Annotated in this window: 22 protein-coding genes; 7 read left to right on the top strand and 15 right to left on the bottom strand. The window is 69.9% G+C overall.

The genetic code is table 11. From position 1 onward, the window contains the following. Positions 1-45: 45 nt before the first annotated feature. Complete coding sequence (gene fdhD / locus Q0Z83_RS08780; RefSeq protein ID WP_317793322.1) at positions 46-897, bottom strand: formate dehydrogenase accessory sulfurtransferase FdhD; 852 nt, start codon at positions 895-897, stop codon at positions 46-48. 88 nt (positions 898-985) lie between these two features. Then, positions 986-2,338, bottom strand: coding sequence for an MFS transporter (locus tag Q0Z83_RS08775; RefSeq protein ID WP_317793321.1), 1,353 nt, complete (start codon positions 2,336-2,338; stop codon positions 986-988). Positions 2,339-2,492: 154 nt separating this feature from the next. Between Q0Z83_RS08775 and Q0Z83_RS08770 the strand changes: the two genes are divergently transcribed. Beyond that, positions 2,493-3,710: a molybdopterin molybdotransferase MoeA gene (locus Q0Z83_RS08770; RefSeq protein ID WP_317793320.1), complete on the top strand. Its 1,218-nt coding sequence runs from the start codon at positions 2,493-2,495 to the stop codon at positions 3,708-3,710. On the opposite strand, the gene Q0Z83_RS08765 is transcribed toward Q0Z83_RS08770, so the two are convergent. From Q0Z83_RS08765 to Q0Z83_RS08735, 7 genes are read right to left on the bottom strand one after another with little or no spacing between them, the layout of a single operon-like run. Then, positions 3,705-4,601, bottom strand: a complete 897-nt coding sequence (locus Q0Z83_RS08765; RefSeq protein WP_317793319.1) for a 2-hydroxy-3-oxopropionate reductase — start codon at positions 4,599-4,601, stop codon at positions 3,705-3,707. The genes Q0Z83_RS08770 and Q0Z83_RS08765 overlap by 6 nt on opposite strands. Then, entirely contained in the window at positions 4,598-5,428 is an 831-nt protein-coding gene (locus Q0Z83_RS08760; RefSeq protein ID WP_317793318.1) for a hydroxypyruvate isomerase family protein, read from the bottom strand. Before Q0Z83_RS08760 ends, Q0Z83_RS08765 begins: the two co-directional genes overlap by 4 nt. A 9-nt stretch (positions 5,429-5,437) precedes the next feature. Then, positions 5,438-5,644, bottom strand: a complete 207-nt coding sequence (locus Q0Z83_RS08755; protein ID WP_317793317.1) for a formate dehydrogenase subunit delta — start codon at positions 5,642-5,644, stop codon at positions 5,438-5,440. A gap of 3 nt (positions 5,645-5,647) precedes the next feature. Then, positions 5,648-8,419, bottom strand: coding sequence for a formate dehydrogenase subunit alpha (gene fdhF / locus Q0Z83_RS08750; protein WP_317793316.1), 2,772 nt, complete (start codon positions 8,417-8,419; stop codon positions 5,648-5,650). Then, positions 8,416-9,546, bottom strand: coding sequence for a complex I 51 kDa subunit family protein (locus Q0Z83_RS08745; protein WP_317793315.1), 1,131 nt, complete (start codon positions 9,544-9,546; stop codon positions 8,416-8,418). Before Q0Z83_RS08745 ends, fdhF begins: the two co-directional genes overlap by 4 nt. Further along, positions 9,543-9,965 (bottom strand): thioredoxin domain-containing protein, encoded by a 423-nt coding sequence (locus tag Q0Z83_RS08740; protein WP_317793314.1) that lies wholly within the window; start codon positions 9,963-9,965, stop codon positions 9,543-9,545. The genes Q0Z83_RS08745 and Q0Z83_RS08740 overlap by 4 nt, the downstream gene beginning before the upstream one ends. Further along, a complete protein-coding gene (locus Q0Z83_RS08735) occupies positions 9,965-10,405 on the bottom strand; it encodes an NAD(P)H-dependent oxidoreductase subunit E (RefSeq protein WP_317793313.1) in 441 nt (146 codons plus the stop codon). Before Q0Z83_RS08735 ends, Q0Z83_RS08740 begins: the two co-directional genes overlap by 1 nt. Positions 10,406-10,615: 210 nt before the next feature. On the opposite strand from Q0Z83_RS08735, the gene Q0Z83_RS08730 reads away from it, so the two are divergent. After that, entirely contained in the window at positions 10,616-14,065 is a 3,450-nt protein-coding gene (locus tag Q0Z83_RS08730) for an NACHT and WD40 repeat domain-containing protein (RefSeq protein WP_317793312.1), read from the top strand. A gap of 60 nt (positions 14,066-14,125) precedes the next feature. Here the strand turns inward: Q0Z83_RS08730 and pntB are convergent, their stop codons facing one another. From pntB to Q0Z83_RS08710, 4 genes are all read right to left on the bottom strand, one after another. Then, entirely contained in the window at positions 14,126-15,559 is a 1,434-nt protein-coding gene (pntB, locus tag Q0Z83_RS08725; protein ID WP_317793311.1) for a Re/Si-specific NAD(P)(+) transhydrogenase subunit beta, read from the bottom strand. A 2-nt stretch (positions 15,560-15,561) separates the two neighbouring features. Continuing rightward, entirely contained in the window at positions 15,562-17,076 is a 1,515-nt protein-coding gene (locus tag Q0Z83_RS08720; RefSeq protein WP_317793310.1) for a Re/Si-specific NAD(P)(+) transhydrogenase subunit alpha, read from the bottom strand. A gap of 210 nt (positions 17,077-17,286) precedes the next feature. Beyond that, a complete protein-coding gene (locus Q0Z83_RS08715; protein ID WP_317793309.1) occupies positions 17,287-17,853 on the bottom strand; it encodes a hypothetical protein in 567 nt (188 codons plus the stop codon). Further along, positions 17,850-18,605, bottom strand: coding sequence for a hypothetical protein (locus Q0Z83_RS08710; RefSeq protein ID WP_317793308.1), 756 nt, complete (start codon positions 18,603-18,605; stop codon positions 17,850-17,852). The genes Q0Z83_RS08715 and Q0Z83_RS08710 overlap by 4 nt, the downstream gene beginning before the upstream one ends. Before the next feature lie 178 nt (positions 18,606-18,783). Between Q0Z83_RS08710 and Q0Z83_RS08705 the strand changes: the two genes are divergently transcribed. Continuing rightward, positions 18,784-20,346: a pectate lyase family protein gene (locus tag Q0Z83_RS08705; RefSeq protein WP_317793307.1), complete on the top strand. Its 1,563-nt coding sequence runs from the start codon at positions 18,784-18,786 to the stop codon at positions 20,344-20,346. Between the two features lie 205 nt (positions 20,347-20,551). On the opposite strand, the gene Q0Z83_RS08700 is transcribed toward Q0Z83_RS08705, so the two are convergent. Both Q0Z83_RS08700 and Q0Z83_RS08695 read right to left on the bottom strand, forming a co-directional pair. Continuing rightward, a complete protein-coding gene (locus Q0Z83_RS08700) occupies positions 20,552-21,253 on the bottom strand; it encodes a hypothetical protein (protein ID WP_317793306.1) in 702 nt (233 codons plus the stop codon). A gap of 204 nt (positions 21,254-21,457) precedes the next feature. Beyond that, positions 21,458-22,336: a helix-turn-helix transcriptional regulator gene (locus Q0Z83_RS08695; RefSeq protein WP_317793305.1), complete on the bottom strand. Its 879-nt coding sequence runs from the start codon at positions 22,334-22,336 to the stop codon at positions 21,458-21,460. Between the two features lie 185 nt (positions 22,337-22,521). Between Q0Z83_RS08695 and Q0Z83_RS08690 the strand changes: the two genes are divergently transcribed. The 4 genes from Q0Z83_RS08690 to Q0Z83_RS08675 all read left to right on the top strand — a co-directional run bounded on the left by Q0Z83_RS08690 (position 22,522) and on the right by Q0Z83_RS08675 (position 24,867). Beyond that, positions 22,522-23,415, top strand: a complete 894-nt coding sequence (locus tag Q0Z83_RS08690; protein WP_317793304.1) for an oxidoreductase — start codon at positions 22,522-22,524, stop codon at positions 23,413-23,415. 155 nt (positions 23,416-23,570) lie between these two features. After that, positions 23,571-24,008: a chemotaxis protein CheW gene (locus tag Q0Z83_RS08685; protein WP_317793303.1), complete on the top strand. Its 438-nt coding sequence runs from the start codon at positions 23,571-23,573 to the stop codon at positions 24,006-24,008. 51 nt (positions 24,009-24,059) lie between these two features. Next, on the top strand, positions 24,060-24,257 hold the full coding sequence (locus tag Q0Z83_RS08680; protein ID WP_317793302.1) for a helix-turn-helix transcriptional regulator: 198 nt from the start codon (positions 24,060-24,062) through the stop codon (positions 24,255-24,257). A 10-nt stretch (positions 24,258-24,267) separates the two neighbouring features. After that, the gene (locus tag Q0Z83_RS08675; RefSeq protein ID WP_317793301.1) at positions 24,268-24,867 is read left to right on the top strand and encodes a YdeI/OmpD-associated family protein; all 600 of its coding nucleotides are present in this window, start codon (positions 24,268-24,270) and stop codon (positions 24,865-24,867) included. The last annotated feature ends 20 nt before the right edge of the window (positions 24,868-24,887 follow it).

Here is a 24,887-nt window from a genome sequence, read left to right as displayed (position 1 = left end):
CGGCGTCTCCGTCAGGCCGGCGTCTCCGTCAGGCCGGCGTCTCCGTCAGGCCGGCGTCTCCGTCAGGCCGGTGTGTCGCAGGACGCGGTGGGCGCCGGTGTACACGTTCATCGACGTGCCGCGGAGGAATCCGATCAGGGTGAGCCCGGCGTCGTCGGCCAGGTCGGCGGCGAGCGAGGACGGTGCGGAGACCGCGGCGAGGGCCGGGATCCCGGCCATCACCGCCTTCTGCACCAGCTCGAACGACGCCCGGCCGCTGACCATCAGGATCGTGTCGCGAAGGGGCAGCCGACCGTCGCGCAGCGCCCAGCCGACGGCCTTGTCGACGGCGTTGTGCCGGCCGACGTCCTCCCGCAGGCAGAGCAGCCGGCCATCGGCGGAGAACAGACCGGCGGCGTGCAGGCCGCCGGTGCGGTCGAAGACCCGCTGCGCGGTGCGCAGCGTGCCGGGCAGGGCGGCGATCACCGCCGGGTCGAGACGGATCGGATCGTCGTGGACCGACCAGGAGGCGACGGTACGGACGGCGTCCAGGCTGGCCTTGCCGCAGAGCCCGCACGACGAGGTGGTGTAGAAGTTGCGTTCCAGCGACGGATCGGGGGGTCGCACCCCGGCGGCGAGGGCCACGTCGACCACGTTGTACGTGTTGACACCGTCCGCGGTGGCGCCCAGGCAGTATCTGATCCCGGCGATCTGACCGGCCCTGTCGATCACTCCCTCGCTGACCAGGAAACCGGCGGCCAGGTCGAAGTCGTCGCCCGGGGTACGCATGGTCACCACCAGGGATCTTCCGTTGACCCGGATCTCCAGCGGTTCCTCGGCGGCCAGGGTGTCGACCGGTTCGGCGGCCGTCCCGTCGACGATCCGTGTGACCCGGCGACGGGTCGTCACTCGTCCCATCTCCTCACCTTCTCTTTCCAGCTCTTTCCAGGGAACTGCCGACCCCTTCCCGGGGAGGGCCGGACCTTTCCAGGGAGCGGCCGACTTTTCAGGGGACGGCCGACGGCAGGCGGACCAGGGCCGGGCCGGGCTGGCGCATCCAGCGGGTCAGTACCGCGCCGAGCAGACCGAGGCAGCCGGCCACCACGAACGGCACGACCGAGTCCGGAGTGGTCACCACCAGGCCGGCGAGCACGGTCCCGGCCAGGCCGCCGATCGCCTTGCCGCTGTAGACGATGCCGTAGTTGGGCACCGTCGCGTCGTCGCCGAACCAGTCGCGGACCAGGCTGACCAGCAGCGAGTAGCCCGCACCGGCACCGGCGCCGGCCAGCGCGGCGAAACCGATCAGCGCGGCCGGGTGGTTGTCGTTGCGTGCGGCCGCGAGCAGCCCGAACTGGGCCACCCCGCCGGCCAGCAGGGACAGCCCGAGAGTGGCACGGCGGCCGATCCGGTCGGCCAGCGAGCTGGTCACCGCACGGCCGAGACCGTTCGAGGCGGCCAGCGCGGCCATCGCGGCGACCAGGGTGGCGGCAGGCAGCCCCCGGGTGTACGCCGTGCCGGCCAGGTAGGCGATGTCGAACAGGGCCATCGCGGCGGTGAGCACCACCACCACGAACATCATCGGGAGCATGCCGCTGCGCATCGCGGCCATCGGCGGGTACGGGCGGGACGCCGGCCGGTTGTGCGGGACGCTGCGGTTGAGGCGCCGGTCGAGGGCCCAGCGCTGCGGGTCGATCTGTTGCGGCCACCAGTGGCGCGGCGGCCGGCGCATCAGCAGTCCGCAGGTCGCCACCACGGCGCAGACGAGCACCGCGGTGGCGTCGAGCACGACCGTCCGGTTCGCCGGGGTCAGGAGTAGGCCGGCGACGACGACGAACGGGATCGCGCCGTAGCCGAACGCGGCGCCGACCATCGCCACCCGCGACGCCAGCCGCTCCGGGAACCACTCGGTGACGGTGGCTATGCAGGTCATGTAGATCAGGCCGGCGCCGAGGCCGCCGAGCAGGGAGTAGCCCACCAGGACGACGGCCGGGTCGCCGCTGTGGGCCAGGGTGGCCAGGGCGATCAGGCAGCAGACGGCGCCCGCGAGCATCGTCACGGCCGGGCGCACCCGCTGATACAGCCAGCCGCCGAGCGGGGAACCGGCCGCCTGCGCGACCACCCACAGCCCGAGCACGGCGAGTGCCTGCCACACGCTCCAGCCGTCGGCGGCGGCCAGGGTGGGCAGGGCGGCACCGTAGCCGTACTGGAACAGGCTGATCGCCAGCATCGCGGCCCAGGGCAGGCCGGCCATCCAGGATCGCGACCGTCCCAGCAGGAGTCGGTCGCTCTCCCCGATCCGGTAGCGACGGCCGTAGAAGTCTCTGACCTCGCGCACCGCGGTGTCGTGGGGATCCGTCATCTGGCACCTCCGACCGATCATCGTATACAGTATGTGGAATGCACATTGTCTACCCGGGGACGGGGAACTGTCCAGATTCGAGACGTCGCTTCGCCATCTGATGAGGAGCAGGGATGTTCGTGCCGAAGGACCCGATCCGCCCGGTGCTCGACCGGTGACCGGCATCGACTGGCAGCGGGCCCGGCGGTTCGCCCGCGAGGCCGGTGTGCCGCTGCCGGCGGTCGAGATGCCGCTCGACAGAGCGACCGGCGCCACGCTCGCGGTGCCGCTGGTGGCGCTCTCGCCGCTGCCCGCCCACGACGCCGCCGCCATGGACGGATATGCCGTGGCCGGTCCGGGGCCGTGGCGGGTCGTCGGGCGGGTGCTGGCCGGTGACCCGGTGCCGCCGCCGCTGCCGGCCGGCAGCGCGATGGAGATCGGCACCGGTGCGGTGGTTCCGGCCGGTGCCGACGCCGTGCTCCCCTATGAACGGTCCACCCGGACGGGTGTCGCGCTGACCGGCGAGTTCCGCCCGGGCCGACACATCCGCCGCCGGGGTGAGGACTGTCCGGCCGGCCGGCAGGTGCTCCCGGCCGGCACGGTGGTCGGTCCGGTGGTGCTCGGGCTGGCGGCCAGCCTCGGGCATGACACGCTGGCCGTGCATCGCCGTCCCCGGGTCGGGATCGTGGTCACCGGGGGTGAGCTGTGCCGGAGCGGGATCCCGGCGGCCGGTCGGGTGCGTGACGCGATCGGACCGATGCTGCCCGGCCTGATCCGGGGTGCCGGAGCCGAGCCGGTGTGGGAGTCCCGGGTGACCGACGATCGCGACGCGATGGTCGACGCGCTGCTGCGTCGCGACGCCGACGTGCTGGTGGTCTGCGGGGCCACCTCGGCCGGAGCCGCCGATCATCTGCGTGGCGCACTCGACCGGCTGGCCGCGCGGGTGCCGATTCACGGTGTCGCCTGCCGGCCCGGGCATCCGCAGTTGTTCGCGGTGCTGCCGGACGGGCGTTTCGTGGTCGGGTTGCCCGGTAACCCGTTCGCGGCTCTGGTCGCCGCGTCGACCCTGCTCACGCCGTTGCTGGAGGGCCTGGCCGGCCGCCCGTCGAAGCCGTCGCCGACCGCTGTGCCGGCCGGTCCGGTGACACCGCACGACCACCACACCCGCCTGGTGCCGGTGACCCTGGTCGGCGCGACGGCCCGGCCCGTCGGGCACGACCGTCCGGGTTCGTTGTGGGGCGCGGCCGGGGCGGACGCGCTCGCGGTGGTGCCGCCGGGCTGGACCGGCGGCGAGGTCGAGCTGCTCCCGCTGCCCGCCGGCACGTCACCGATCGGTGTCACGGCGCCGGAGACCGACCGACCGCCGGCCCAGGTCCTCGGTTCGCCGCTATGACCCCGGGCGGACCGTGGAGCGGCCGGAGAGCTGTTCGACCAGTTTCAACAGGGCGCTGTGGTCGAGGCCGCCGTCGCCCTGTGCCTTCAGCGCGGCGATCAGCTGCGCCACCGCCGAGCCCAGCGGGATGACCACTCCGGCGTCGCGGGCGGCGGTGGTGACGATGCCCATGTCCTTGTGGTGCAGGTCGATGCGGAAACCCGGTTCGAAGGTACGGGCCAGCATGCCGGCCGCCTTGCGGTCCAGGATCCGGTTGCCGGCCAGGCCACCGGCCAGCACCCGGACCGCGGCGTCGGTGTCCACTTCGTAGGCTTCGAGGAAGACGATGGCCTCGGCGACGAGTTCGATGGTGCCGGCCACGATCAGCTGGTTGGCGGCCTTCACCGTCTGGCCGGCACCGTGTGGGCCGACGTGTACCACGGTCGCGCCGACCACCTCCAGGACCGGTAGGGCCGCCTGGAAGTCCTCGGCGTCACCACCGACCATGATCGACAGACTGCCCTCGATCGCGCCCGACTCCCCGCCGCTGACCGGGGCGTCCAGTGCCCGTACCCCGAGGAGTTCCGCCTCCGCGGCGACGTCGCGCGACGTGGTGGGCGAGATGCTGCTCATGTCGATGTAGAGCAGCCCGGGCCGGGCGTGGGCGAGGATGCCCTGCTCGCCGAGGGCGACCGTCTCGACGTCGGCCGAGTCGCGGACCATCGTGACGACGACGTCGGCTTTCCGCACCGCCTCGGCCACGCTGCCCGCGATCCGGCCGCCGGCCCGGGTCAAGAGGTCGTTGCGGGGTGGGACCACGTCGAAGCCGACCACGTCGAAGCCGGCTTCGGCCAGGTTGACGGCCATCGGGCCGCCCATGATCCCGAGTCCGATGAAACCGACCGTCGTCATGCCGAAGTTCCTTTCGTCGCGGCCCGGCGTTCCCGGGGCAGCCAGTCGAAACACGGCCCGGTCGCGACGTACTCCAGGCTGACCCAGCCCCGGTAGCCGGACTGTTCGAGGCGGCTCAGGTGGCCGTCGATGTCGATGTCGCCGGTGCCGGGTTCGTGTCGGCCGGGTGCGTCGGCGATCTGCACGTGCCCGATCCGGTCGAGGTGTTCGGCCAGGACCTTGGACAGGTCGTCGCCGTTGACGGTCAGGTGGTAGAGGTCGGCGAGCAGGGCCAGGTTCGGTGCCCCGCGTTCGGTCCGGACCCGGTCCAGCACCGCGACGACGTCGGCGGCGGTGCGCAGCAGGTAGGGGAACGGCCCGCTGACCGGTTCGACCAGCACCGTGCCGCCGATCCGGGCCACCGTGTTCGCGGCGAAGGCGAGGTTCGCGACCGCGGTGTCGTCCTGCAGTTCGCGGGTGATGAACGGGATCCGGTTGCCGTACAGCGCGTTGAAGGACCGGCAGCCGGTGGCGGCACCGATCATCGCGACCAGTTCGACGTTGTCGCGGAACTCGGCCGAATGCGCCGGTGAGGACAGCACGCCCCGGTCGCCGCCGGGCATGTCACCGGCGAAGAAGTTGAGCCCGATCAGCCGGACGTCGGCGTCGTTGACGGCGTCGACGAACGCCCGCACGTCCGGGTCGGGCGGCACCGCTGCGGTGAACGGCCACCAGAACTCGACCGCGTCGAATCCGGCCGCCTTCGCCGCCGCCGGCCGCTGCAGCAGGGGCCGGTCGGTGAACAGGATCGAGCAGTTCACGGCGTAGCGGAGGTGATGTGCGGGCACGTGGTCTCCCTAAGGTGACGTGAGCAGCAGGGCGGCGGCCAGGGCGAGCGGATCCAGTGACTCCGGCTCGGCGTCGACCCGGCGCAGGAGTTCGGCGCGCATCCGTGGGTCCCAGAACGCCCGGACGTGTTCGGCGATGGCGGCCGCGGCCGTGTCCAGCCCCTGGTGCCGGAACTGGACGGCGATGTCGTTGATCATCCGGACCTGCGGTGACATCGGTCAGCCCGCCATCGCCGGGCTCGTCAGCCCGACCTGGACGGCGGTCACCTTGTACTCCGGGCAGTTGGTGGCCCAGTCGGAGTTCTCCGTGGTCACGACGTTCGCGCCGGTCACCGGGTGGTGGAAGGTGGTGTAGACGACACCGACCGGCATCCGGTCGGCGAGGACCGCGCGCAGCGACGTGGCGCCGACCCGGCTGGTCAGCATGACCTCGTCGCCGTCGCGGATGCCGCGCACCTCGGCGTCGTGCGGATGGATCTCCAGGACGTCCTCCGGGTGCCAGGCCACGTTGGCGGTCCGCCGGGTCTGCGCGCCGACGTTGTACTGACTGAGGATGCGCCCGGTGGTCAGGATCAGCGGGTATTTGCGGGTGCTGCGTTCGCGGGTCGGTACGAACGGGGTCTGCACGAACCGGCCCCGGCCGCGGACGAACCCGTCCCTGTGCATGATCGGGGTGCCCTCGGGGGCGTTGTCGTTGCAGGGCCACTGCACGCTGCCCAGCTTGTCGAGTTTCTCGAAGGACACCCCGGCGAACGTGGGGGTGAGCGCGGCGATCTCGTCCATGATCTGGCTGGAGCTGTCGTAGTGCATCGGGTAGCCCATGGCCTGGGCGATCTCGGCGACGATCTGCCACTCGTGTTTGCCGGTCTTGGGGGCCATCACCGGCCGGACCCGGTTGATCCGGCGTTCGGCGTTGGTGAACGTGCCGTCCTTCTCCAGAAAGGAGGTGCCGGGCAGGAACACGTGCGCGAACTTCGCGGTCTCGTTGAGGAACAGATCCTGGACCACGACCAGTTCCAGGGCGGCCAGCGCGGCGTGCACGTGTTTGATGTTCGGGTCGGACTGGGCGATGTCCTCGCCCTGCACGTAGAGGGCGCGGAAGCTGCCGTCGATGGCGGCGTCGAACATGTTGGGGATGCGCAGGCCGGGTTCGGCCTGCAGGGTGCTGCCCCACATGTTCTCGAACACGCCGCGCACGACGTCGTCGGAGACGTGCCGGTAGCCGGGCAGTTCGTGTGGGAAGGAACCCATGTCGCAGGAGCCCTGCACGTTGTTCTGCCCGCGCAGCGGGTTCACGCCGACGCCTTCACGGCCGATGTTGCCGGTGGCCATCGCGAGGTTGGCCATCCCCATCACCATGGTCGAGCCCTGGCTGTGCTCGGTGACGCCGAGCCCGTAGTAGATCGCGCCGTTGCCGCCGGTGGCGAACAGCCGCGCGGCCGCCCGCACCTCTTCCGCAGGTACGCCGGTGAGTTCCTCGACCGCTTCCGGACTGTTCTCCGCACACGCGATGAACTCGGCCCAGTCGTCGAAGTCCTCGCAGCGCTCGTCGACGAACGTCCGGTCGACGAGTCCCTCGGTCAGCACCACGTGGGCCAGCGCGTTGACGATCGCCACGTTGGTGCCGGGGGCGAGCTGCAGGTGGTGTCGGGCCTCGATGTGCGGCGACCGGACCAGGTCGATGCGGCGCGGGTCGATCACGATCAGCTGGGCGCCCTCGCGCAGCCGGCGTTTCATCCGGGACGCGAAGACCGGGTGCCCGTCGGTCGGGTTGGCGCCGATCACCATGATCACGTCGGACTCGGCGACCGACCGGAAGTCCTGCGTGCCGGCCGACGTGCCGAAGGTCTGTTTCAGGCCGTACCCGGTCGGTGAGTGGCAGACCCGGGCACAGGTGTCGACGTTGTTGTTGCCGAACGCGGCCCGGATCATCTTCTGAACGACATAGACCTCTTCATTAGTGGTACGCGACGAGGTGATCCCACCGATCGCGGCGACGCCGTGCCGCGTCTGGATGTCGCGCAGCTTCGCGGCGGTGAACGCGATCGCGGTGTCCCAGTCGACCGGCTGCCACTCGTCGGTGATCCTCGCACGGACCATCGGGGTGAGGACCCGGTCCGGGTGGGTGGCGTAGCCGAACGCGAACCGGCCCTTGACGCAGGAGTGGCCCTCGTTGGCGCCGCCGTCCTTGTAGGGCACCATCCGGACCAGTTCGGCGCCGCGCAGTTCGGCCTTGAACGAGCAGCCGACCCCGCAGTACGCGCAGGTGGTGATCACACTGCGGCTCGGCATCCCGAGCTGGATCACCGACTTCTCCTGCAGCGTCGCGGTCGGGCAGGCCTGCACACACGCGCCGCACGACACGCATTCCGAACTCATGAAGTCGGTGCCACCGGCGGACACCTTCGACTCGAAGCCGCGGCCCTCGATGGTCAGCGCGAACGTGCCCTGCACCTCACCGCAGGCCCGGACGCAGCGGGAGCAGGAGATGCATTTGGACGCCTCGAAGTCGAAGTACGGGTTGCTGGTGTCGGTCTTCTCGTCGCGGTGGTTGGCGCCGTCGTAGCCGTAGCGGACCTGCCGCAGACCGACTGCGCCGGACATGTCCTGCAACTCGCAGTCGCCGTTGGCCGAGCAGGTCAGGCAGTCCAGCGGGTGGTCGGAGATGTACAGCTCCATCACGCCCTGCCGGAGTTTCTCCAGCTTGGGGGTCTGGGTGCGGACCCGCATGCCGTCGGTGACCGGGGTGGTACAGGACGCCGGGGTGCCGCGCCGGCCGTCGATCTCGACGAGGCAGAGCCGGCACGAGCCGAACGCCTCCAGGCTGTCGGTGGCGCACAGTTTCGGCACGTCGATGCCGCAGAGGGCGGCGGCCCGCATCACCGAGGTGCCCTCGGGCACGGTCACCGGCAGCCCGTCGACCTCGATCGACACGGTGGCCGGGCCGGGCCGGGCGGGGGTGCCGAGGTCGGGTTCCTTCAGCAGGCTCATGAGGGGCGCCTTCCGTTCGGGCCGAAGTCGTCGGCGAAGTGCAGTAGCGCGCTGCGTACCGGCATCGGGGTCAGGCCGCCCATCGCGCACAGCGACCCTTCGGTCATCAACTCGCAGAGGTCGCCGAGCAGGGCGAGGTTGTCGTCGGTGTCCTGCCCGGCGACGATCTTGTCGATCACTTCGACGCCGCGGACCGCGCCGACCCGGCAGGGGGTGCATTTGCCGCAGGACTCCTCGGCGCAGAACTCCATGGCGAAGCGGGCCATCGCGGCCATGTCCACGGTGTCGTCGAAGACCACGATGCCGCCGTGCCCGAGCATCGCACCGGCGGCGGCGAACGCCTCGTACTCCATCGGCAGGTCGAGGCCGTCGGCCGGCAGATACGCCCCCAGTGGGCCGCCGACCTGCACCGCGCGGATCGGGCGGCCGCTGCGCGTACCGCCGCCGTAGTCGTTGATCAGGTTGTGCAGTGTCATGCCGAAGGCGGTCTCGAAGACGCCGCCGCGGGCGATGTTGCCGGCCAGTTGGAAGACCTGGGTGCCGCGGGAGCGTTCGACGCCGAGGGCCTGGTAGGCGGCGGCGCCGCCGGCGACGATCGCCGGGACCGACGCCAGGGTGAGCACGTTGTTGACCACGGTCGGCATGCCGAACAGGCCGGTGATCGCCGGGATCGGGGGTTTGGCGCGGACCATGCCGCGTCTGCCCTCCAGGCTCTCCAGCATCGCGGTCTCCTCACCGCAGATGTACGCGCCCGCGCCCTCGCGCACGAACAGGTCGAACCGCAGCCCGGTGCCGAGGATGTCGTGGCCCAGCCAGCCCTGCTCACGGGCCACGGCGATGGCGTCGCGCATGGTGCGGATCGCGTCGGGATACTCGGAACGGATGTAGAGGTAGCCCTCGGTGGCGCCGACCGCGTAGGCGGCGATGGTCATGCCTTCGATCAGGGTGAACGGGTCACCCTCCATCAGCATCCGGTCGGCGAACGTGCCGCTGTCGCCCTCGTCGGCGTTGCAGCAGACGAACTTCTGGGCGCTCACCGTGTCGGCGACGGTCTGCCATTTGATGCCGGCCGGGAATCCGGCGCCGCCGCGGCCGCGCAGCCCGGACGCGGTGACCTCGGCGATCACGTCGGCCGGGGTGTCTCCAGGGCGCGGCGCAGGCCGGCCAGTCCGCCGTGGGCGAGGTAGTCGTCGGGTGCGAGCGGGTCGGTGACGCCGACGCGGGCGAAACAGAGCCGGGTCTGGTCGCGCATCCACGGCAGGTCGGTGACGACGCCCTGGCACAGTTCGTGGTCGGCGCCGTCGAGTAGTCCGGCGGCGACGAGGTCGTCGACGTCGCCGGGGGCGACCGGGCCGTACCCGATCCGGCCGCGGTCGGTGACCACCTCGACCAGTGGTTCCAGCCAGAGCATGCCGTGCGAGCCGTTGCGGACGATCCGGACCGGGCGGCCTTCCGCTGCCGCTGCCAGTTCGAGCTCGGCGGCGACCTGATCGGCGCCGAGCGACAGCGCGGCCGAGTCGCGGGGCACGTAGATCGTGGTCACCATCAGCGCACCAACTCCTGCAGAAGGGCCGGGCTGAGCCGTCCGCGGACCTGTCCGTTGATCTGGCCGGCCGGGCCGAGCGCGCAGTTGCCCAGGCAGAACACCTGCTCCAGGGTGACCGCGCCGTCCGGGGTGGTCTGGCCGACCTTGATCCCGAGGACCTGCTCGGCGTGGGCGATCAGCTTCTCCGCGCCGACCGACTGGCAGGCCTCGGCGCGGCAGAGTTTGACGACCGTGGCGCCGGCCGGCTCGGACCGGAAGTCGGTGTAGAAGGTGATCACGCCGTGCACGTCGGCGCGGGAGATGTTGAGCTCGGCGGCCAGCACCGGCACGACACCCGCGTCGACGTAGCCGAACTCGGCCTGAATCGCATGCAGGATCGGCATCAGCGCGCCGCGATCACCCCGGTGCGCGGCGACCAGCGCCCGCACCCGATCCGTCATCGAATTGACCACGAGGATCCGCCTCTCGTTCGGCTGCGGATTCACCATACTGCGGCGTGAATACCGTATGCAATATCGCGGGACTGCGAGCCTCGGGATGCCGGGACCCGGGCCCCACATCTCCCCCATCGAATTACGAACACCTCGTTAGGTCGAATATCGGTCACAGACCGTGAAAATGGACAGGAGACCAGACCATCAGGGGCAGCTATGACACTTCGGCGCTTACTCGGCGGGCGGAAGATTCGAGCCGCGGCGGCCGTCGTCCTCGGCGTCGTCGCGATCGCCTTACCGCTATTCGTGGCGATGACCGACAAGACCCAACGCGACACGCTCCTGGCGGTGACCGGGATAGCCGTCTCCCTCACCGCTGCCGGGCTCTCGGTGTGGTCCCACTTCTTCCGCACACCCGCGCCTGAGCGAAGCACCGAACAACAGGTGAACGATCTCGCCGACATCGTCAGCGCGGAATGGCGAGCGGAGGCGTCCACCCGGCTGCTCGACTCCCCCGGCGTGCTGCCGCTGCGCTGGAGCTACGACGGCGACGAACGGACCTACCGGTTCGAGGGTCGATTCGACGACTTCGCCGGTCAGCTCGCGTCGGTGTTCGCCACCGGCAACCAGCGCCTGCTGATCCTCGGCGAACCGGGGGCGGGCAAAACGGTTCTCGCGATCATGCTGGTCCTGGGACTGATCGAAGCCCGTCGGCCCGGCGCGGCCACACCCGTGCTGCTGACCGTCTCGTCGTGGGATCCGCTGTCGGAGAAGCTGACGGACTGGCTCGACCGGACGCTCGGCACGGTGTACTACGGCGGACGGCGAGAGATCCCCGCTGCATTGCGGCACGAACGGCTCGTCATCCCGGTCCTCGACGGGCTCGACGAGATGCCCGAGTCGGCCCGACGATCCGCGGTCGCGGCGATCAACGAGGCCCTCGGCGGCGACGAGGCGATCGTGCTCACCTGCCGGACCGCCGAATACCTCGACGTCATCGCCGGCGGCTCGGCGAACCTGGTCCAGGCGCCGGTCATCAACGTCCAGCCGGTCGCCGTCGCGGAGGCGATCACCTACCTGCAGCGCGTCGCCTGGCCACGGGGCACCGACTGGACCCCGGCCTTCGCGGCCTGGACACAGAATCCGGGTGGGCCGTTCGCCGCCGCTTTGTCGACACCGTTGATGATCTCAGTGGCCCGGACCGTGTACGAGCGCGGCGGTGGGCGTCCGTGCGAGTTGCTCACCGTGGCGACCCGGCACGCCGTCGAGGACCACCTGCTCGATCGGCTGGTCGACGCGGCATACGTGCCGCGGCCCGGCCCGGACGAGTCGGCTCTCGAGCACCGCGATCAGGCCAGGATCGCCGCACCGGCACGCCGCTACCTGACCGAACTCGCCCAGTACCTGCACACCCACGGCAAACGCGAACTCGCCTGGTGGGAGATGAGCCGAAGCCTGCTCTCCCCCTGGGCCGGGCCCCTCATCGGCCTGGCCGGCGGCCTGCTCATGATGATCTTCACCGCCGCCTGCTACGCCGTGGCCGCGCACCTCGGCCCGCAGGACACCTCGGAGATCAGCGACGCCGCCGTCGCCTACGGCACGTTCTGCGGGGTCATCTTCGCCATCGGCACCACGCTGATCTGGTACACCACGGCGACGGCGACACCCGGAATGCTGTCGTTCCGGCTGCGTGGATCCGCCGGCAGGCTGCGAAGCGGATTCGTCAACGGTGCCGCACTGATCGCCGTGCCGGCGGTCCCGCTCTTCGCCGTCAGCGGCGCCATTCCCTTCGTCATCGGCGGACCGGATCTCGACACGGTCATCTCCTTCACCGGATCGGCGGCCGTCGCCGTGGCGGTCGCGGCCTTACTCGGCCTGGCGACTGCCGCGCAGCGGTGGCTCCATGCGCCGATCGTCCACGCGGCACAGGCCGATCCCGCCCAATATCTGCGGCAGGACCGGCGCTCGACGCTGGCCGGCGCCGCCCTGGCCGGTCTCATCTCCGCGGTGGGGTTCGCACCGCTGCTCGTTTGCGCACTCGTGCTCGGCGGTGCGGCCGGGCGGGCCGTCACCGGCTGGCCCGGCGTTCCCGCCTCGTTCGACTGGCGCTCCCTGGTGCACTCCACCGTCGGTGAGGCGGATCCGTGGCATTCGCCGGAGGAAGCGGTCGTGCTGATCGTCACCCCGGGGCTGATCGTGGCCACCTGGTCGCTCTCCACGCGAGCATGGACGAAATTCCTGGTGATGCGGTTCATGCTCGCCATGCAGCGGCGCCTGCCCTGGCGATTGTTCAGGTTCCTCATCGATGCCCGGCAGCGCCAGCTGGTTCGCTATTCGAGTGGATGCTTCCAGTTTCGACACGTCCGTCTTCAGGAACATCTCGCCAATCGAACGCGCCCGGTCGCTCATCGAACCACCACCACCGGCTCGGTCTTGGTGCGCCGGTCGGCTTTCGCCGCCGTCGTCATCGTTCTGGTCGCCCTACCCGTGCTCCAGAGAACCCTGCCTCACGACGGCGCGACGGCGGTGCTGACCGGCCATCATTCACCGATCGAAGTGTTGGCCTTCAGCGAGGACGGTTCGCTGCTGGCCAGCGGCGACAGCACCGGCGCGATCATGCTGTGGACCACCAGAGAGCCGGGCCGCCTGCTTCGTCCGCTGTCACCGGCAGCGCCATCGCCGGACTCCGACAGGTCTTCTCTCGAACACCGGGTCACCTCTCTCACATTCGCCCACGGCGGGCACTCGTTGATCAGCGTGAGCGACACCGCCGCCTACCTCTGGGATGTGCAGACCGGCACAAAGATCCTGTCGCTCCCGAATCCCGAATCCATTCGGTACGCCTCCTTCAGTCCACGAGGTGACTACGCGGTCGCGCATTATTCCGACAGGTTCCGGATCTGGCACGCCGACGGCCGGCCTACTCCACTCGGCGAGATTCGACCGGAGGGAAGTCCCCTGGTGGAATTCTCGAGCGACGACACGAAGGTTGCGGTCGCCGGCACCGAGGACAACCGGGTCACCATTCGCAGGACCGCGTCCGGCAGCCTGGTGGAGGAGCTGCCGATCCTGGCCGACGAGGTCTCCTCCATCACCTACTCGCCCGACGACGAGGTGCTCGCTGTCGGCGCCGGCACGACGGTGAGGTTGTGGAGACAAGGCGGAGGCTGGTTGGACCGGCCGATCATCCACACCTACGGCATCGGCCCGGTCACGTTCAACAAAACCAGCGAGGTCCTCATGACCACCGACGGCGACAGTCGTGTGCTGCTGCGCCACAGCAGACCAGGTAGCCCCATCCAGGAACTGAATGACATCGCCGCCTACCCGCCACCGATGTTCAGCCCGGACGGAAGTAGCATTCTGTCATTCGACGATGGGGGAGACGCTCGCCTCTTCGAAGCACTCACCGGTCGGCCTCTCACCCGGTTGGCTTTCCCGTGCTCGAACACGAGCTACGACGACACTCTCTTCTCGCCCGATGGCCACACGATCGTCACGAATCATTGCGAGGGCCTACAGACCTGGAATGCCGCGGACGGTCATCTGCTGACCGACCTGGTCGGCCACCTCGGCGGGGTGCGATGCATCGCGATGGACCCTCGCGGTGAAGTGCTGGCCTCCGGCGGCTACGACACCTCCATCCGGCTCTGGAGACTGCCGTGACCGGGCCAGCCGCGATGCCGATGGAGGCCGTCCGGCCCCCATCGGCACAGGACACCGGGATCAGACCGTGGTCAGATGGCGGACGGCGTTGAGGATGTCCTCGACGCGGTCCTTGGCGTCGCCGAAGAGCATGGCGCTGTTCTCGCGGAAGAACAGCGGGTTCTGGACTCCGGCGTAACCCGAGGCCATCGAACGCTTGAAGACGATCACCTGGTCGGCCTCCCAGACCTTGAGCACCGGCATCCCGGCGATCGGGCTGGTCGGGTCCTCGGTGGCGGCCGGGTTGACGGTGTCGTTGGCGCCGATCACCAGGACCACCGAGGTGCCGGTGAAGTCGTCGTTGATCTCGTCCATCTCCAGCACGATGTCGTACGGCACGCGCGCCTCGGCCAGCAGCACGTTCATGTGTCCGGGCAGCCGGCCGGCGACCGGGTGGATGCCGAAGCGGACGTCGACGCCGCGGTCGCGCAGGGTGCGGGTCAGTTCGGCCACGCCGTACTGCGCCTGGGCCACGGCCATGCCGTACCCGGGGGTGATGATCACCGTGTCGGCGCCGGCCAGCAGTTCGGCGACGCCCTCGGCGTTGATCTCGCGGTGTTCGCCGTACTCCTTGTCCTGGGCGGGGCCGGCCTCGATGCCGAAGCCGCCGGCGATCACCGAGATGAACGACCGGTTCATCGCCTTGCACATGATGTACGACAGGTAGGCACCGGATGAGCCGACCAGTGCCCCGGTGACGATGAGCAGGTCGTTCTCCAGCAGGAACCCGGCGGCCGCGGCGGCCCAGCCGGAGTAGCTGTTGAGCATCGACACCACGACCGGCATGTCGCCGCCGCCGATCGAGGCGACCAGGTGCCAGCCGAGCGCCAGGGCCAGCAGCGTGACCACGATCAGCAGCCACAGCTGCGGGTCGATCACGAACCAGGTGGTGAGTACGGCGAAGACGGCCAGCGCGCCGAGGTTGAGCAGGTTCTTGCCGGGCAGCATCAGCGGGCTCGACTTGATCTTCGCGGAGAGTTTGAGGTACGCCACGATCGAGCCGGTGAACGTGACCGCTCCGATGAAGACGCCGATGAACACCTCGGCGTGGTGGATGCCCAGCATGCCGTCGGCGTCCAGGGTGCGGGCCGCGGCGCCGTCCGGGTCCGCGGCGTGCAGGTAGCCGTTCCAGCCGACCAGCACCGCGGCCAGGCCGACGAAGCTGTGCAGCAGGGCGATCAGTTCCGGCATGCCGGTCATCTCGACCTTCGCGGCCCGCTGCAGCCCGATCGCGGCGCCGATGACGAGGGCGACCACGAGCAGGGCGAGATTCAGCGCGCCGATCTCGCCGTCGACGGCCAGCCCGATCGTCGCGATCAGGGCCAGCGCCATGCCGGCCACCCCGAAGGTGTTGCCCGACTTCGCGGTCTCGTGCTTGGACAGCCCGGCCAGGGCCAGGATGAAGAGCAGGGCCGCGACGATGTACGCGGCGCTCGCCGCGGTGGCGATGGTCATGGTCAGCTCCTCGAGAACATGGCGAGCATGCGGCGGGTCACCGCGAAGCCACCGAAGACGTTGATGCCGGCCAGCAGGATCGCCACGAAGCTGAGCCCGGTGACGACCGGTCCGCCGTGGCCGAGCTGGAGCAGCGCGCCGACGACGATGATCCCGGAGATCGCGTTGGTGACCGACATCAGCGGGGTGTGCAGGGCGTGGTGCACGTGCCCGATCACGTAGTAGCCGATCACGATGGCCAGGGCGAAGACCGTCAGGTGCCCGCGCAGCGCGGCCGGGGCGGCGGCGATCAGCAGGAACAACGCGGCCGCGCCGACACCGGCGGTGAGCAGCGGGTTGATCTTCCGGGCGGGCTTCGCGGCGACCTCCACCGGCTTCTCGGCCACCGGTGCGGGTGCGGCCGAGACCGACACCGCGGGCGGCGGCCAGGTCAGCTCGCCGTCGCGGACCACGGTCATCGACCGCTGCACCACGTCGTCGAAGTCGAGGACCAGCTGCCCGTCCTTGCCCGGGGTGAGCAGCTTCATCAGGTTGACCAGGTTGGTGCCGTAGAGCTGGCTGGCCTGGGCGGGCAGCCGGCCGGGCAGGTCGGTGTAGCCGATGATGGTGACGCCGTTGGCGGTGACCACCACCTCGCCGGGCACGGTGCCCTCGACGTTGCCGCCGTTGGCCGCGGCCATGTCGACGATCACGCTGCCGGCCTTCATGGTGGCGACCATGTCGGCGGTGATCAGTGTCGGGGCGGGGCGGCCGGGGATCAGTGCGGTGGTGATGACGATGTCGACCTCGCGGGCCTGGTCGGCGTAGAGCCGCGCGGCCCGGTCGTTGTAGTCGTCGGACATCTCCTTGGCGTAGCCGGTGGCGGAGACCTCGACGTCGGCGGCCTCGATCGACAGGTATTCGCCGCCCAGCGAGCGGACCTGGTCGGCGACCTCGGGGCGGGGGTCGGTGGCCCGGACGATGGCACCGAGGCTGCCGGCCGCGCCGATGGCGGCGAGCCCGGCGACACCGGCGCCGGCGACCAGCACCTTGGCCGGGGGTACCTTGCCGGCGGCGGTGACCTGTCCGGTGAAGAACCGGCCGAAGGCGTGGGCCGCCTCGACGACCGCGCGGTAGCCGGCGATGTTGGCCATCGAGGACAGCACGTCCAGTGACTGGGCCCGGGAGATGCGCGGCACCGCGTCCATCGACAGTGCCGTGATCGGCCGCCGCGCGAGGTCCTCGACGAGGTCGGGTGCGAGGCGCGGGTTGAGCATGCCGATCAGGGTGGTCCCCTCGGCCAGCTTGTCGAGCCGCTGCAGTGGTGGGTTGATGGTGAACACGACGTCTGCGGTCAGCGGGTCGCCGATCGCCGCGCCGGCCTCGGCGTAAGACTCGTCGGAGAACGAGGCCTCGGCGCCGGCGCCGGGCTCCACCACTACCTGATATCCCAGTTTGGCCAACTGCTCCACGGTGGCGGGAGTGGCCGCCACACGACGCTCACCCGGATCCGGGTCCCTCAGTACACCGATGATCACCGTCGACTCCTCGGTAGATGTTGACCATGGAAACGGCAAGCCAGGGCCGCCGGTTCAATACGCCGGGTGATTGTTACTCACCAGTACGCCAATATCCAGGGGCGTCTCACCACCGTCTCACGGCAACCGCACGGTCACCATCGCGCACCGTATCGGTGATCGCGCCGCCTGGGAACGGGCCGAAGGTAATGGTGAGCGTGCGATTTCCGGTCAGTCGCCCGAGGACCGCGATGCCCCAGCCGATCCCCCTGCGGCTGGGGCATCGCCGCGTTTGCGCAGCGTCCAGCCCGCGGCCAGACCGGCGAGCAGGCCCGCGACCGTCAGCGGCGCCCACCGGACATGCACCTCGAAACGGAAGGCCAGCGCCGCTTCCGGAGTGCTGCTGACGATCTCGGCTCCGCACTCGCCCGGGTCCCGCGGCCCGCACAGGGCGGCGCGGTAGACGCGCACCGACAAGCCGGCACCGGCCGCCACGAGGTCACCGTCGGCGTCGTCCGACGTGGTCCAGCCCATCCGCCGGAAACCCTGCTCGGCGCGGTCGCCCAGGTCGGACTCCATCGCGTCGTCCGGATAGTTGATCGTGACGGTCACGTGGCCCGCGCCGAACGTCGGGTCGAACCGGTCGACGATCGGCGCCTGCTGATCAGGAACGGCCGCGGCGAGGATGGCCCGGGCCTGTTGCTCGCTGGGCAGGTCGACGAGCCACAGCCAACCCGACCGGGCGGCCGAGACGGTCAGCGCGGCCACCGTCAGCGCGACGAGGATCGCCCGGATCATGCGCGGCGGCCCTTCACCAGGGCCACCGTCAGCAGCACCGCGCCGGCTGCGGCGAGCGGGCGCAGCAGCAGGTACATGTAGCCCTCCCAGACCGGGTCGTCGCCGGGGACCAGGGCGAAAGCGGTCACCATCATGGTCGCGGGGGCGGTCAGGGTCAGGCCGTGCCACCACAGGCGGCGGTCCGGGGCGAGCATCGCCAGCAGCCATCCGGCGCCCAGACCGAGCAGCCATCCGGTCACCGTCAGCGCGACGGCCAGCGGTGGGCGGGTGCGTTCGAATGCGAAGGCGATCGCGGGGTACGGGCCGGACGACCGTGGCGAGCCGCAGGATTCCACATCGTCCGGGGTGCAGGCGTGGGCGCCGTAGGTGGTCACCTTCAGACCGTCGCGCCGGGCCACGAAACCACCGTCACCTGCCGGATCGTCCGCCGTTCGCCAGCCGAGCGACTCGAGACCTCTTCTCGACCGGGTGACCAGTGCGGCGTACCCCTCGGGTGGGGTGTTGATCGTGACCACCGCGAACCCGGCCTGATACTCGTCGCCACCCAGCAGCTGATCTTCGGGGTAGGGGTGACCGAAGATCTCGTCGAAGCGCTCCACGAACGCCGCCGGCACCTCGGACGTCGCGGCCGTGACCAGTGCCCGGGCCTGCTCGTCGGTGGGCAGGTCGGCCGGCGAGCGCCAGGCGAGCCAGGCGCCGGTCGCGGCGCCCAGCGCGGCGACCGTGAGCGCGGTGAGGATTCTGCGGAGCATGCCCGGCACCTTAGGCGCCCGGCGCTTGCCTCATTCACCGCAGTCGCTCTATTCTGCGTAATCAGGCAGGAGGAAAGCGCTTTCCTGCACCTAGCGGTGGTCATCCCCTTTACCGGCCACCGCGCCATCCCCCATGCGCGCGTCCCGACTGCGCGCTGAGAAAACAGGTGAATCGAAGATGAGACGATCAGTCGCTCTGCGACTCTCCGCGGTGGCCGGTGTGGCCGGGCTGGCCGGGGCGATCGCCCTGGGCCTGCCGCAGCACGAGGCCTCGGCCGCCACCGGTGGTGTCACCGGTTTCGCCACCCAGAACGGTGGGACCACCGGCGGCGCGGGTGGTGTCACCGTCAAGGCGACCACCGGCACCCAGATCCACAACGCGCTGTGCACCCGGGCGGCCGCCAACACGCCGATCATCATCCAGGTCGAGGGCACGATCAACCACGGCAACACCACCAAGGTGTCCGGCGACAGCTGCAACACCGCCGCCGACAAGATCGAGCTGAAGGAGATCAGCAACGTCACCATCATCGGTGTCGGCGCCGGCGCCACGTTCGACCAGCTGGGCATCCACATCCGGGACTCCAGCAACATCATCGTCCAGAACGTGACGGTGAAGAACGTCAAGAAGTCCGGGTCGCCGACCTCCAACGGCGGTGACGCGATCGGCATGGAGAGCACGGTCCGCAACATCTGGGTCGACCACGTCACCCTCGAGGCGTCCGGCGGCGAGTCGGAGGGCTTCGACGGGCTGTTCGACATGAAGGACGACGTCGAGTACGTGACGCTGTCCTACGCGATCCTGCGCAACTCCGGCCGGGGTGGCCTGATCGGCTCCAGCGAGACCGACACCGGCAACAGCAACATCACGTTCCACCACAACAAATACGAGAACATCGACTCTCGTACGCCGTTGCTGCGGGGCGGGGTCGCGCACATCTACAACAACCACTACTACAGCCTGAACGAATCCGGCATCAACTCGCGGGCCGGCGCCAAGGCCAAGGTGGACAACAACTACTTCCAGAACTCCAAGGACGTTCTCGGCACCTTCTACACCTCCGAGGCCGGCTACTGGCAGACCTCCGGCAACATCCTGGACAACGTGACCTGGTCGGCGGCCGGTTCGGAGAACAACCCGGCCGGGCCCGCGATGGCGTCGACCACGACGGTGAGCATCCCGTACTCGTACACCCTGGACGCCGCGTCGTGCGTGCCGTCGGTGGTCGCCGCGACCGCCGGAGCGGGCAAGGGCCTGGCCGTGTCGACCGGCAGCTGCTCGGTCACCACCGGCCCGACCACGTCGCCGTCGGCTTCGGCCAGCGCGTCCCCGTCGACCTCGGTGTCGCCGTCGACGTCGCCCAGCACGCCGACCGGTACCAACCTGAGCCTCGCCTCGGGGGCCGGTGCGGACGGTTCCAGCAAGGCCAGTGGCACCAGCTACGGCAACGTCCGCGACGGCAGCCTGACCACCATCTGGTCGCCGAGCGGCGCCACCGGCGACATCTCGATCAAGTGGGGTTCGGCGGTCACCGTCTCGAAGATCAACATTCGGGAGGCGTCCGGCTCGTCGATCGGCAACTTCCAGATCCTCAACGGCGCCACCGGCGCGGTCCTGGCGTCGGGCACCGGCGGCGGCGTGAAGACCTTCACGGCCACCTCGACCACGAAGATCACCTTCAAGATCACCAGCTCGTCCGGCACTCCGAAGATCGCCGAGTTCGAGACCTACGCCTCCTGATCCAGCACCACCTCTCCACCCCTCCCGGGTCGGCCCGTCCGCCGACCCGGGCGGGACCATGCGGAGCCGAGGCCCCTGCCGCCACGTCGATCCCACGAGGGCGGGCCGGTCCGCACGCCGCGAACGACCGCGCGGCCCGCCACCGAAGTGGCGGGCCGCGGGTTGGTGCCGAACCGTCGGGGCAGGACGGTTCAGCGGGCGGGGGTCACTTGTGCAGCAGCTTCCCGTCGACCATCTGGTCGATGGTGCCGTTGTAGTGGCCCCACTGCTCGGTCAGCGTGGACACGTCCGGAACCTGCCACTGCTTGTTGGTGAAACGGATGTTCGTCTTGTGGTGAATACCGCCGGGGTTGTATTTACCGAGCTTGTAGGGAATGAAATCGTTCTGGCTGCAACCGTCGAACGACCACAGCAGCGCCTTACCCCATTTACTGACGGTTCCCCGGCACTCGCCCGACCAGTCGGACACCTTCTTGCCGTTGTAGCACCAGTTCAGCGTTTGAATGGCGGTCAGCGTTCCACCGCCCAGCTTGTGGGTCAGCTGATATCCGGAGACGCACCGCTTCTTCGGCTTCGCCGCCGCCGACACCGACGCCGCCTTCGCCTCCGCGGGGTCCGGGTCGTCGTCGTCGACCTCGTACCAGTTCGCCGACTCGGGCAGGGTGACCAGCGCGGGCGGGTTGGCGGCGAGCTCCGCCTCGATCTTCTTGACCAGGTCGGCCTGCGCGATCCGCGGGTCGCACCGGTAGCGGTCGGCCTGGAACCTGGTGATCTCGCCGCGCCCGAGAGCCAGGTCGACCTCCGAACGGAACGGCGCCCACGTCGACGCGCCGGTCTCGAAACAGGCCGGAATGAACGGCCCGGACTCGGCCCTCGCCGGCTGGGCTCCGGATGCCACGACCGCCATCGACGCGACGATTCCGACTAACAACTTCCTCAGTCTTTTCACGCTTTCCCCCGTACTTTTCGTCTCCACTGAATGAGTCGCCGAAGGCTAGCGCGTCCACTGTGTATTCACCGCCCCACAGAAAGCGGCTTTATTGACAATCGTCATTCACCCGGGGCGGCGGCCCGGAAACCCGGACAAACCACCCCGCATTTGTGACCCGGGTCACTCATCAACCAGCCGGTTGGGGGGTGCGACCCGGGTCGCGTGCAACGACGCCAGCAACCGCAGCCGGTCCGCCCCGGAACTACCCGGCTGCGCCGTCCAGACCAGCATCACCGGGCCGGGACTGCCGGGCAGCGGATAGCTGTCCCAGTCCAGGACGATGTCGCCGACCTCCGGCACCCGGAACGTCTTACGCCCACTGACCTGCACCCGCACATCATGGCGCGCCCACAGCCGCCGGAACTCGGCACTGCGGATGCTCAACTCCCCCACGATCGCGGTGGCCCGCGGATGCGCCGGATCAGTGGCCACGGCGGCCCGCATCATGCCGATGTAGTCCAACGCCTGCCGCTCCCAGTCCGAGCAGGTCCGCCCGCCGGTACGGTCGTCGTCGAACATCAGCAGCAACATGTTCAGCCGGTCCACCGGCAGGCCGGCCGGATCACCGAGCAGCGCCTCGGCCATCGGGTTCCAGTCCAACAGATCCAAATGCCGGCCCAGCACCACGGCCGGGGTGTCCATCACCCGCAGCAGCCGGCGCGTACCGTCCGGCACCCGCTCCGGACCACGGTCCACCCGCACCGGCACCGGCCTGCGGGCGGCCCGGGCCAGGGTGAACAGGTGCCGGCGCTCGTCGTCGTCGAGTCCGAGCGCGGCGGCTATCGCGTCCAGCACGTCGTCGGACGGCCGTACCTCCCGGCCCTGTTCCATCCGCTGGTAGTAGTCGGTGCTCAGACCGGCCAACAACGCCAGCTCCTCGCGCCGCAACCCGGTGACCTTACGGCGGCCGCCCGGCTCCAGGCCGACGTCGGCAGGCCGCAGCCGGCTGCGCCGAGCACGCAGGAAATCACCCAGCTCACGGGCGTACGGATGGGTCATCTCGCCAGTGTGCCGCCCCGGCGGCCACCGAAGGTAGGTCCCGCGGACCTAGGCAACCGGGTACGACCGAGACGCCGCCCACCGCTCCTACCGTCGTCCCATCGCCACGGGGAGAAGCAGGACCTCGGCACATCGCCACCCGGCGAAGCAGACATGGCGAAGCAGACATGACGAAGGAGCCAGACATGGACAGCATTCCCGACCTGACCGGCCGGACCGCCGTGGTGACCGGCGCCAACTCGGGCCTCGGCCTGGTCACCGCCACCGAACTGGCCCACCACGGCGCCCACGTGATCCTCGCGGTCCGCAACACGGCCGCCGGACGCGACGCGGCCGGGCGGATCAGCGCGCCGGTCGAGGTCCGCGCCCTGGATCTCGCCGACCTCGATTCGGTACGCACGTTCGCCGACCGCCTGACCGCCGACCACCCCACGATCGACCTGCTGATCAACAACGCCGGAACGGTACTGCTCGGCCCCCGCCACACCTCGGCCGACGGACACGAACTGCACCTGGCCACCAACATGCTCGGCCACTTCGCCCTCACCGGCCTGCTCCTGGACAACCTGACCAAGGCCCCGGCGGCCCGGGTGGTGAGCCTCAGCTCGATCACCCACCGCAACGCCCACCTGGACTTCGGCGACCTGATGTTCGAGAACCGGTACCGCGCGTCGACCGCCTACGGCCGCTCCAAGCTCGCCACCACCGTCTTCGGCGTCGAACTGGACCGCCGGCTGCGCGCCGCAGGCTCCCCCGTCATCTCCGTGCTGGCCCATCCCGGCCTGACCCGCACCAATCTGACCCCACGCGCCTGGCAGCACCGCGGCCGGATCGGCAGGCTCATCGCCCGACTCGGACTGCTCGTCACCCAGCCCGTCGAACAGGGGGCGCTACCCCAGTTGCGCGCCGCCACCCGGCCCGGCCTGACCGGCGGCACGTTCCTCGGCCCGGCCGGACTCGGCGAGACCCGCGGCCCGGTCACCGACGCCCGGCTCAGCCGCGACGCCGCCGACCCCGCGATCGGGCGCCGACTGTGGGCCGTGGCCGAGCAGCTGACCGGGGTCACCTACCCGGTTTGATCAGCCGGCCGACCCGGACCCGGCCCGGTTGACACCGAGATGCCGAAAACGCGAAATGATCCGCCGGATTCCTTGGCTCGGGTACCCGATCTTCCGATAGTCCTGGTGATCCGTCGCCACCGGTCTCTCGACGGGCATCATCTCAGGAGTCGCGCATGTCGAGTCGCCAGTTCGTCACCTTCGAGGTCGCCGGTCAGTTCTTCGGCGTGGACGTGGACGCCGTGCAGGAGGTTCTGTCGTACAGCGAGTACACACCGGTACCGATGGCCCCGAACGCGGTCGGCGGCCTGTTCAACCTGCGCGGCCAGGTCATCGCCGCGGTCGACCTGCGCGTGCAGTTCGGCCTGCCCCGCCGGGACATGTCGGGCCTGGTGATGAACGTGATCGTGCGCTACGCCGGCGAGCCGGTGAGCCTGCTGGTGGACCGCATCGGGCAGGTCGCCTACCTGGACGCCCAACTGTTCGAGGAGCCCCCGGCCACCCTGACCGGCCCGTCCCGCGCACTGGTCACCGGCGCGTACAAGGTCGAAGGCCGGCTGCTGCTGGTACTGGACGTCGCCGAATGCGTGAACACCTCCCGCGTCCCGGCCTAGCAACCCTCCGGGAGTCGCACGAACACCTGACGGGAGACTATAGTCGTCTGCATGACGGACAACCGGTTCCTGGTGGGCGCCCACGAGATCCGCCTCCTGCTCGGCGGCGTCACCCGCCAACGCGCCTACCAGCTCACCTCCCGCCCCGACTTCCCACCACCGGTCGCCGACCTCGGCCAAGGCAAGATCTGGCTGACCATCGAGGTCGAGAAATGGATCGCCACCCACCGCCGGGCCCACCGACGCTAACCTGCCCGCTATGGGTAAGACCGAACTCGACGAACTGATCGTCACCGACGCCGCGGCACTGCGCGCCTGGCTGACCGACAACCACACCACCTCCGACGGGGTGTGGCTGGCGCTGACCAAGAAAGGCGGCACCGTCACCACCCTCACCTGGCAGCAGGCCGTCGACGAGGCACTCTGTTTCGGCTGGATCGACGGCCAGGCACGCCGCCGCGACGAGCAGTCCTCCTGGATCCGGTACACCCCACGCCGCGCCCGCAGCTCCTGGTCCCAACGCAACGTCGAACACGTCACCCGCCTCGAAGCAGCCGGCCTGATGTACCCGGCGGGCCGCGCCGCAGTCGACGCCGCGAAAGCCGACGGCCGATGGGCGGCCGCCTACGCCCCCGTGTCACAGACCGTCGTCCCAGACGATCTGGCCGCCGCGATCGCCGCCGTCCCGGCCGCTCAGGCGATGTTCGACGTGCTCACCAAGACCAACCTGTTCGCCCTGGTCCACCGGGTCACCTCGGTGAAACGCGCCGAGACCCGCGAACGCAAGATCGTCGAGTTCGTCGCCATGCTGGCCCGCCACGAGACCATCTACCCGCAGAAAGCCCGCCCCGCACCCTGACCGTTGCACCCGGAACCTAG

Source organism: Actinoplanes sichuanensis, from assembly GCF_033097365.1.
Classification (GTDB): domain Bacteria; phylum Actinomycetota; class Actinomycetes; order Mycobacteriales; family Micromonosporaceae; genus Actinoplanes; species Actinoplanes sichuanensis.
This window is presented reverse-complemented; position numbering and strand designations above follow the sequence as displayed.

Coding starts and splice junctions, on each gene's coding strand:
- Q0Z83_RS08765 (WP_317793319.1), bottom strand. CDS start 4,601: ATGACGACGGTCGGTTTCATCGGACTCGGGATCATGGGCGGCCCGATG.
- Q0Z83_RS08695 (WP_317793305.1), bottom strand. CDS start 22,336: ATGACCCATCCGTACGCCCGTGAGCTGGGTGATTTCCTGCGTGCTCGG.
- Q0Z83_RS08700 (WP_317793306.1), bottom strand. CDS start 21,253: ATGGCGGTCGTGGCATCCGGAGCCCAGCCGGCGAGGGCCGAGTCCGGG.
- Q0Z83_RS08730 (WP_317793312.1), top strand. CDS start 10,616: ATGACACTTCGGCGCTTACTCGGCGGGCGGAAGATTCGAGCCGCGGCG.
- Q0Z83_RS08675 (WP_317793301.1), top strand. CDS start 24,268: ATGGGTAAGACCGAACTCGACGAACTGATCGTCACCGACGCCGCGGCA.
- pntB (WP_317793311.1), bottom strand. CDS start 15,559: ATGACCATCGCCACCGCGGCGAGCGCCGCGTACATCGTCGCGGCCCTG.
- Q0Z83_RS08680 (WP_317793302.1), top strand. CDS start 24,060: ATGACGGACAACCGGTTCCTGGTGGGCGCCCACGAGATCCGCCTCCTG.
- fdhF (WP_317793316.1), bottom strand. CDS start 8,419: ATGAGCCTGCTGAAGGAACCCGACCTCGGCACCCCCGCCCGGCCCGGC.
- Q0Z83_RS08735 (WP_317793313.1), bottom strand. CDS start 10,405: ATGACGGATCGGGTGCGGGCGCTGGTCGCCGCGCACCGGGGTGATCGC.
- Q0Z83_RS08755 (WP_317793317.1), bottom strand. CDS start 5,644: ATGTCACCGCAGGTCCGGATGATCAACGACATCGCCGTCCAGTTCCGG.
- Q0Z83_RS08740 (WP_317793314.1), bottom strand. CDS start 9,965: ATGGTGACCACGATCTACGTGCCCCGCGACTCGGCCGCGCTGTCGCTC.
- Q0Z83_RS08690 (WP_317793304.1), top strand. CDS start 22,522: ATGGACAGCATTCCCGACCTGACCGGCCGGACCGCCGTGGTGACCGGC.
- Q0Z83_RS08705 (WP_317793307.1), top strand. CDS start 18,784: ATGAGACGATCAGTCGCTCTGCGACTCTCCGCGGTGGCCGGTGTGGCC.
- Q0Z83_RS08775 (WP_317793321.1), bottom strand. CDS start 2,338: ATGACGGATCCCCACGACACCGCGGTGCGCGAGGTCAGAGACTTCTAC.
- Q0Z83_RS08685 (WP_317793303.1), top strand. CDS start 23,571: ATGTCGAGTCGCCAGTTCGTCACCTTCGAGGTCGCCGGTCAGTTCTTC.
- Q0Z83_RS08715 (WP_317793309.1), bottom strand. CDS start 17,853: ATGATCCGGGCGATCCTCGTCGCGCTGACGGTGGCCGCGCTGACCGTC.
- fdhD (WP_317793322.1), bottom strand. CDS start 897: ATGGGACGAGTGACGACCCGTCGCCGGGTCACACGGATCGTCGACGGG.
- Q0Z83_RS08710 (WP_317793308.1), bottom strand. CDS start 18,605: ATGCTCCGCAGAATCCTCACCGCGCTCACGGTCGCCGCGCTGGGCGCC.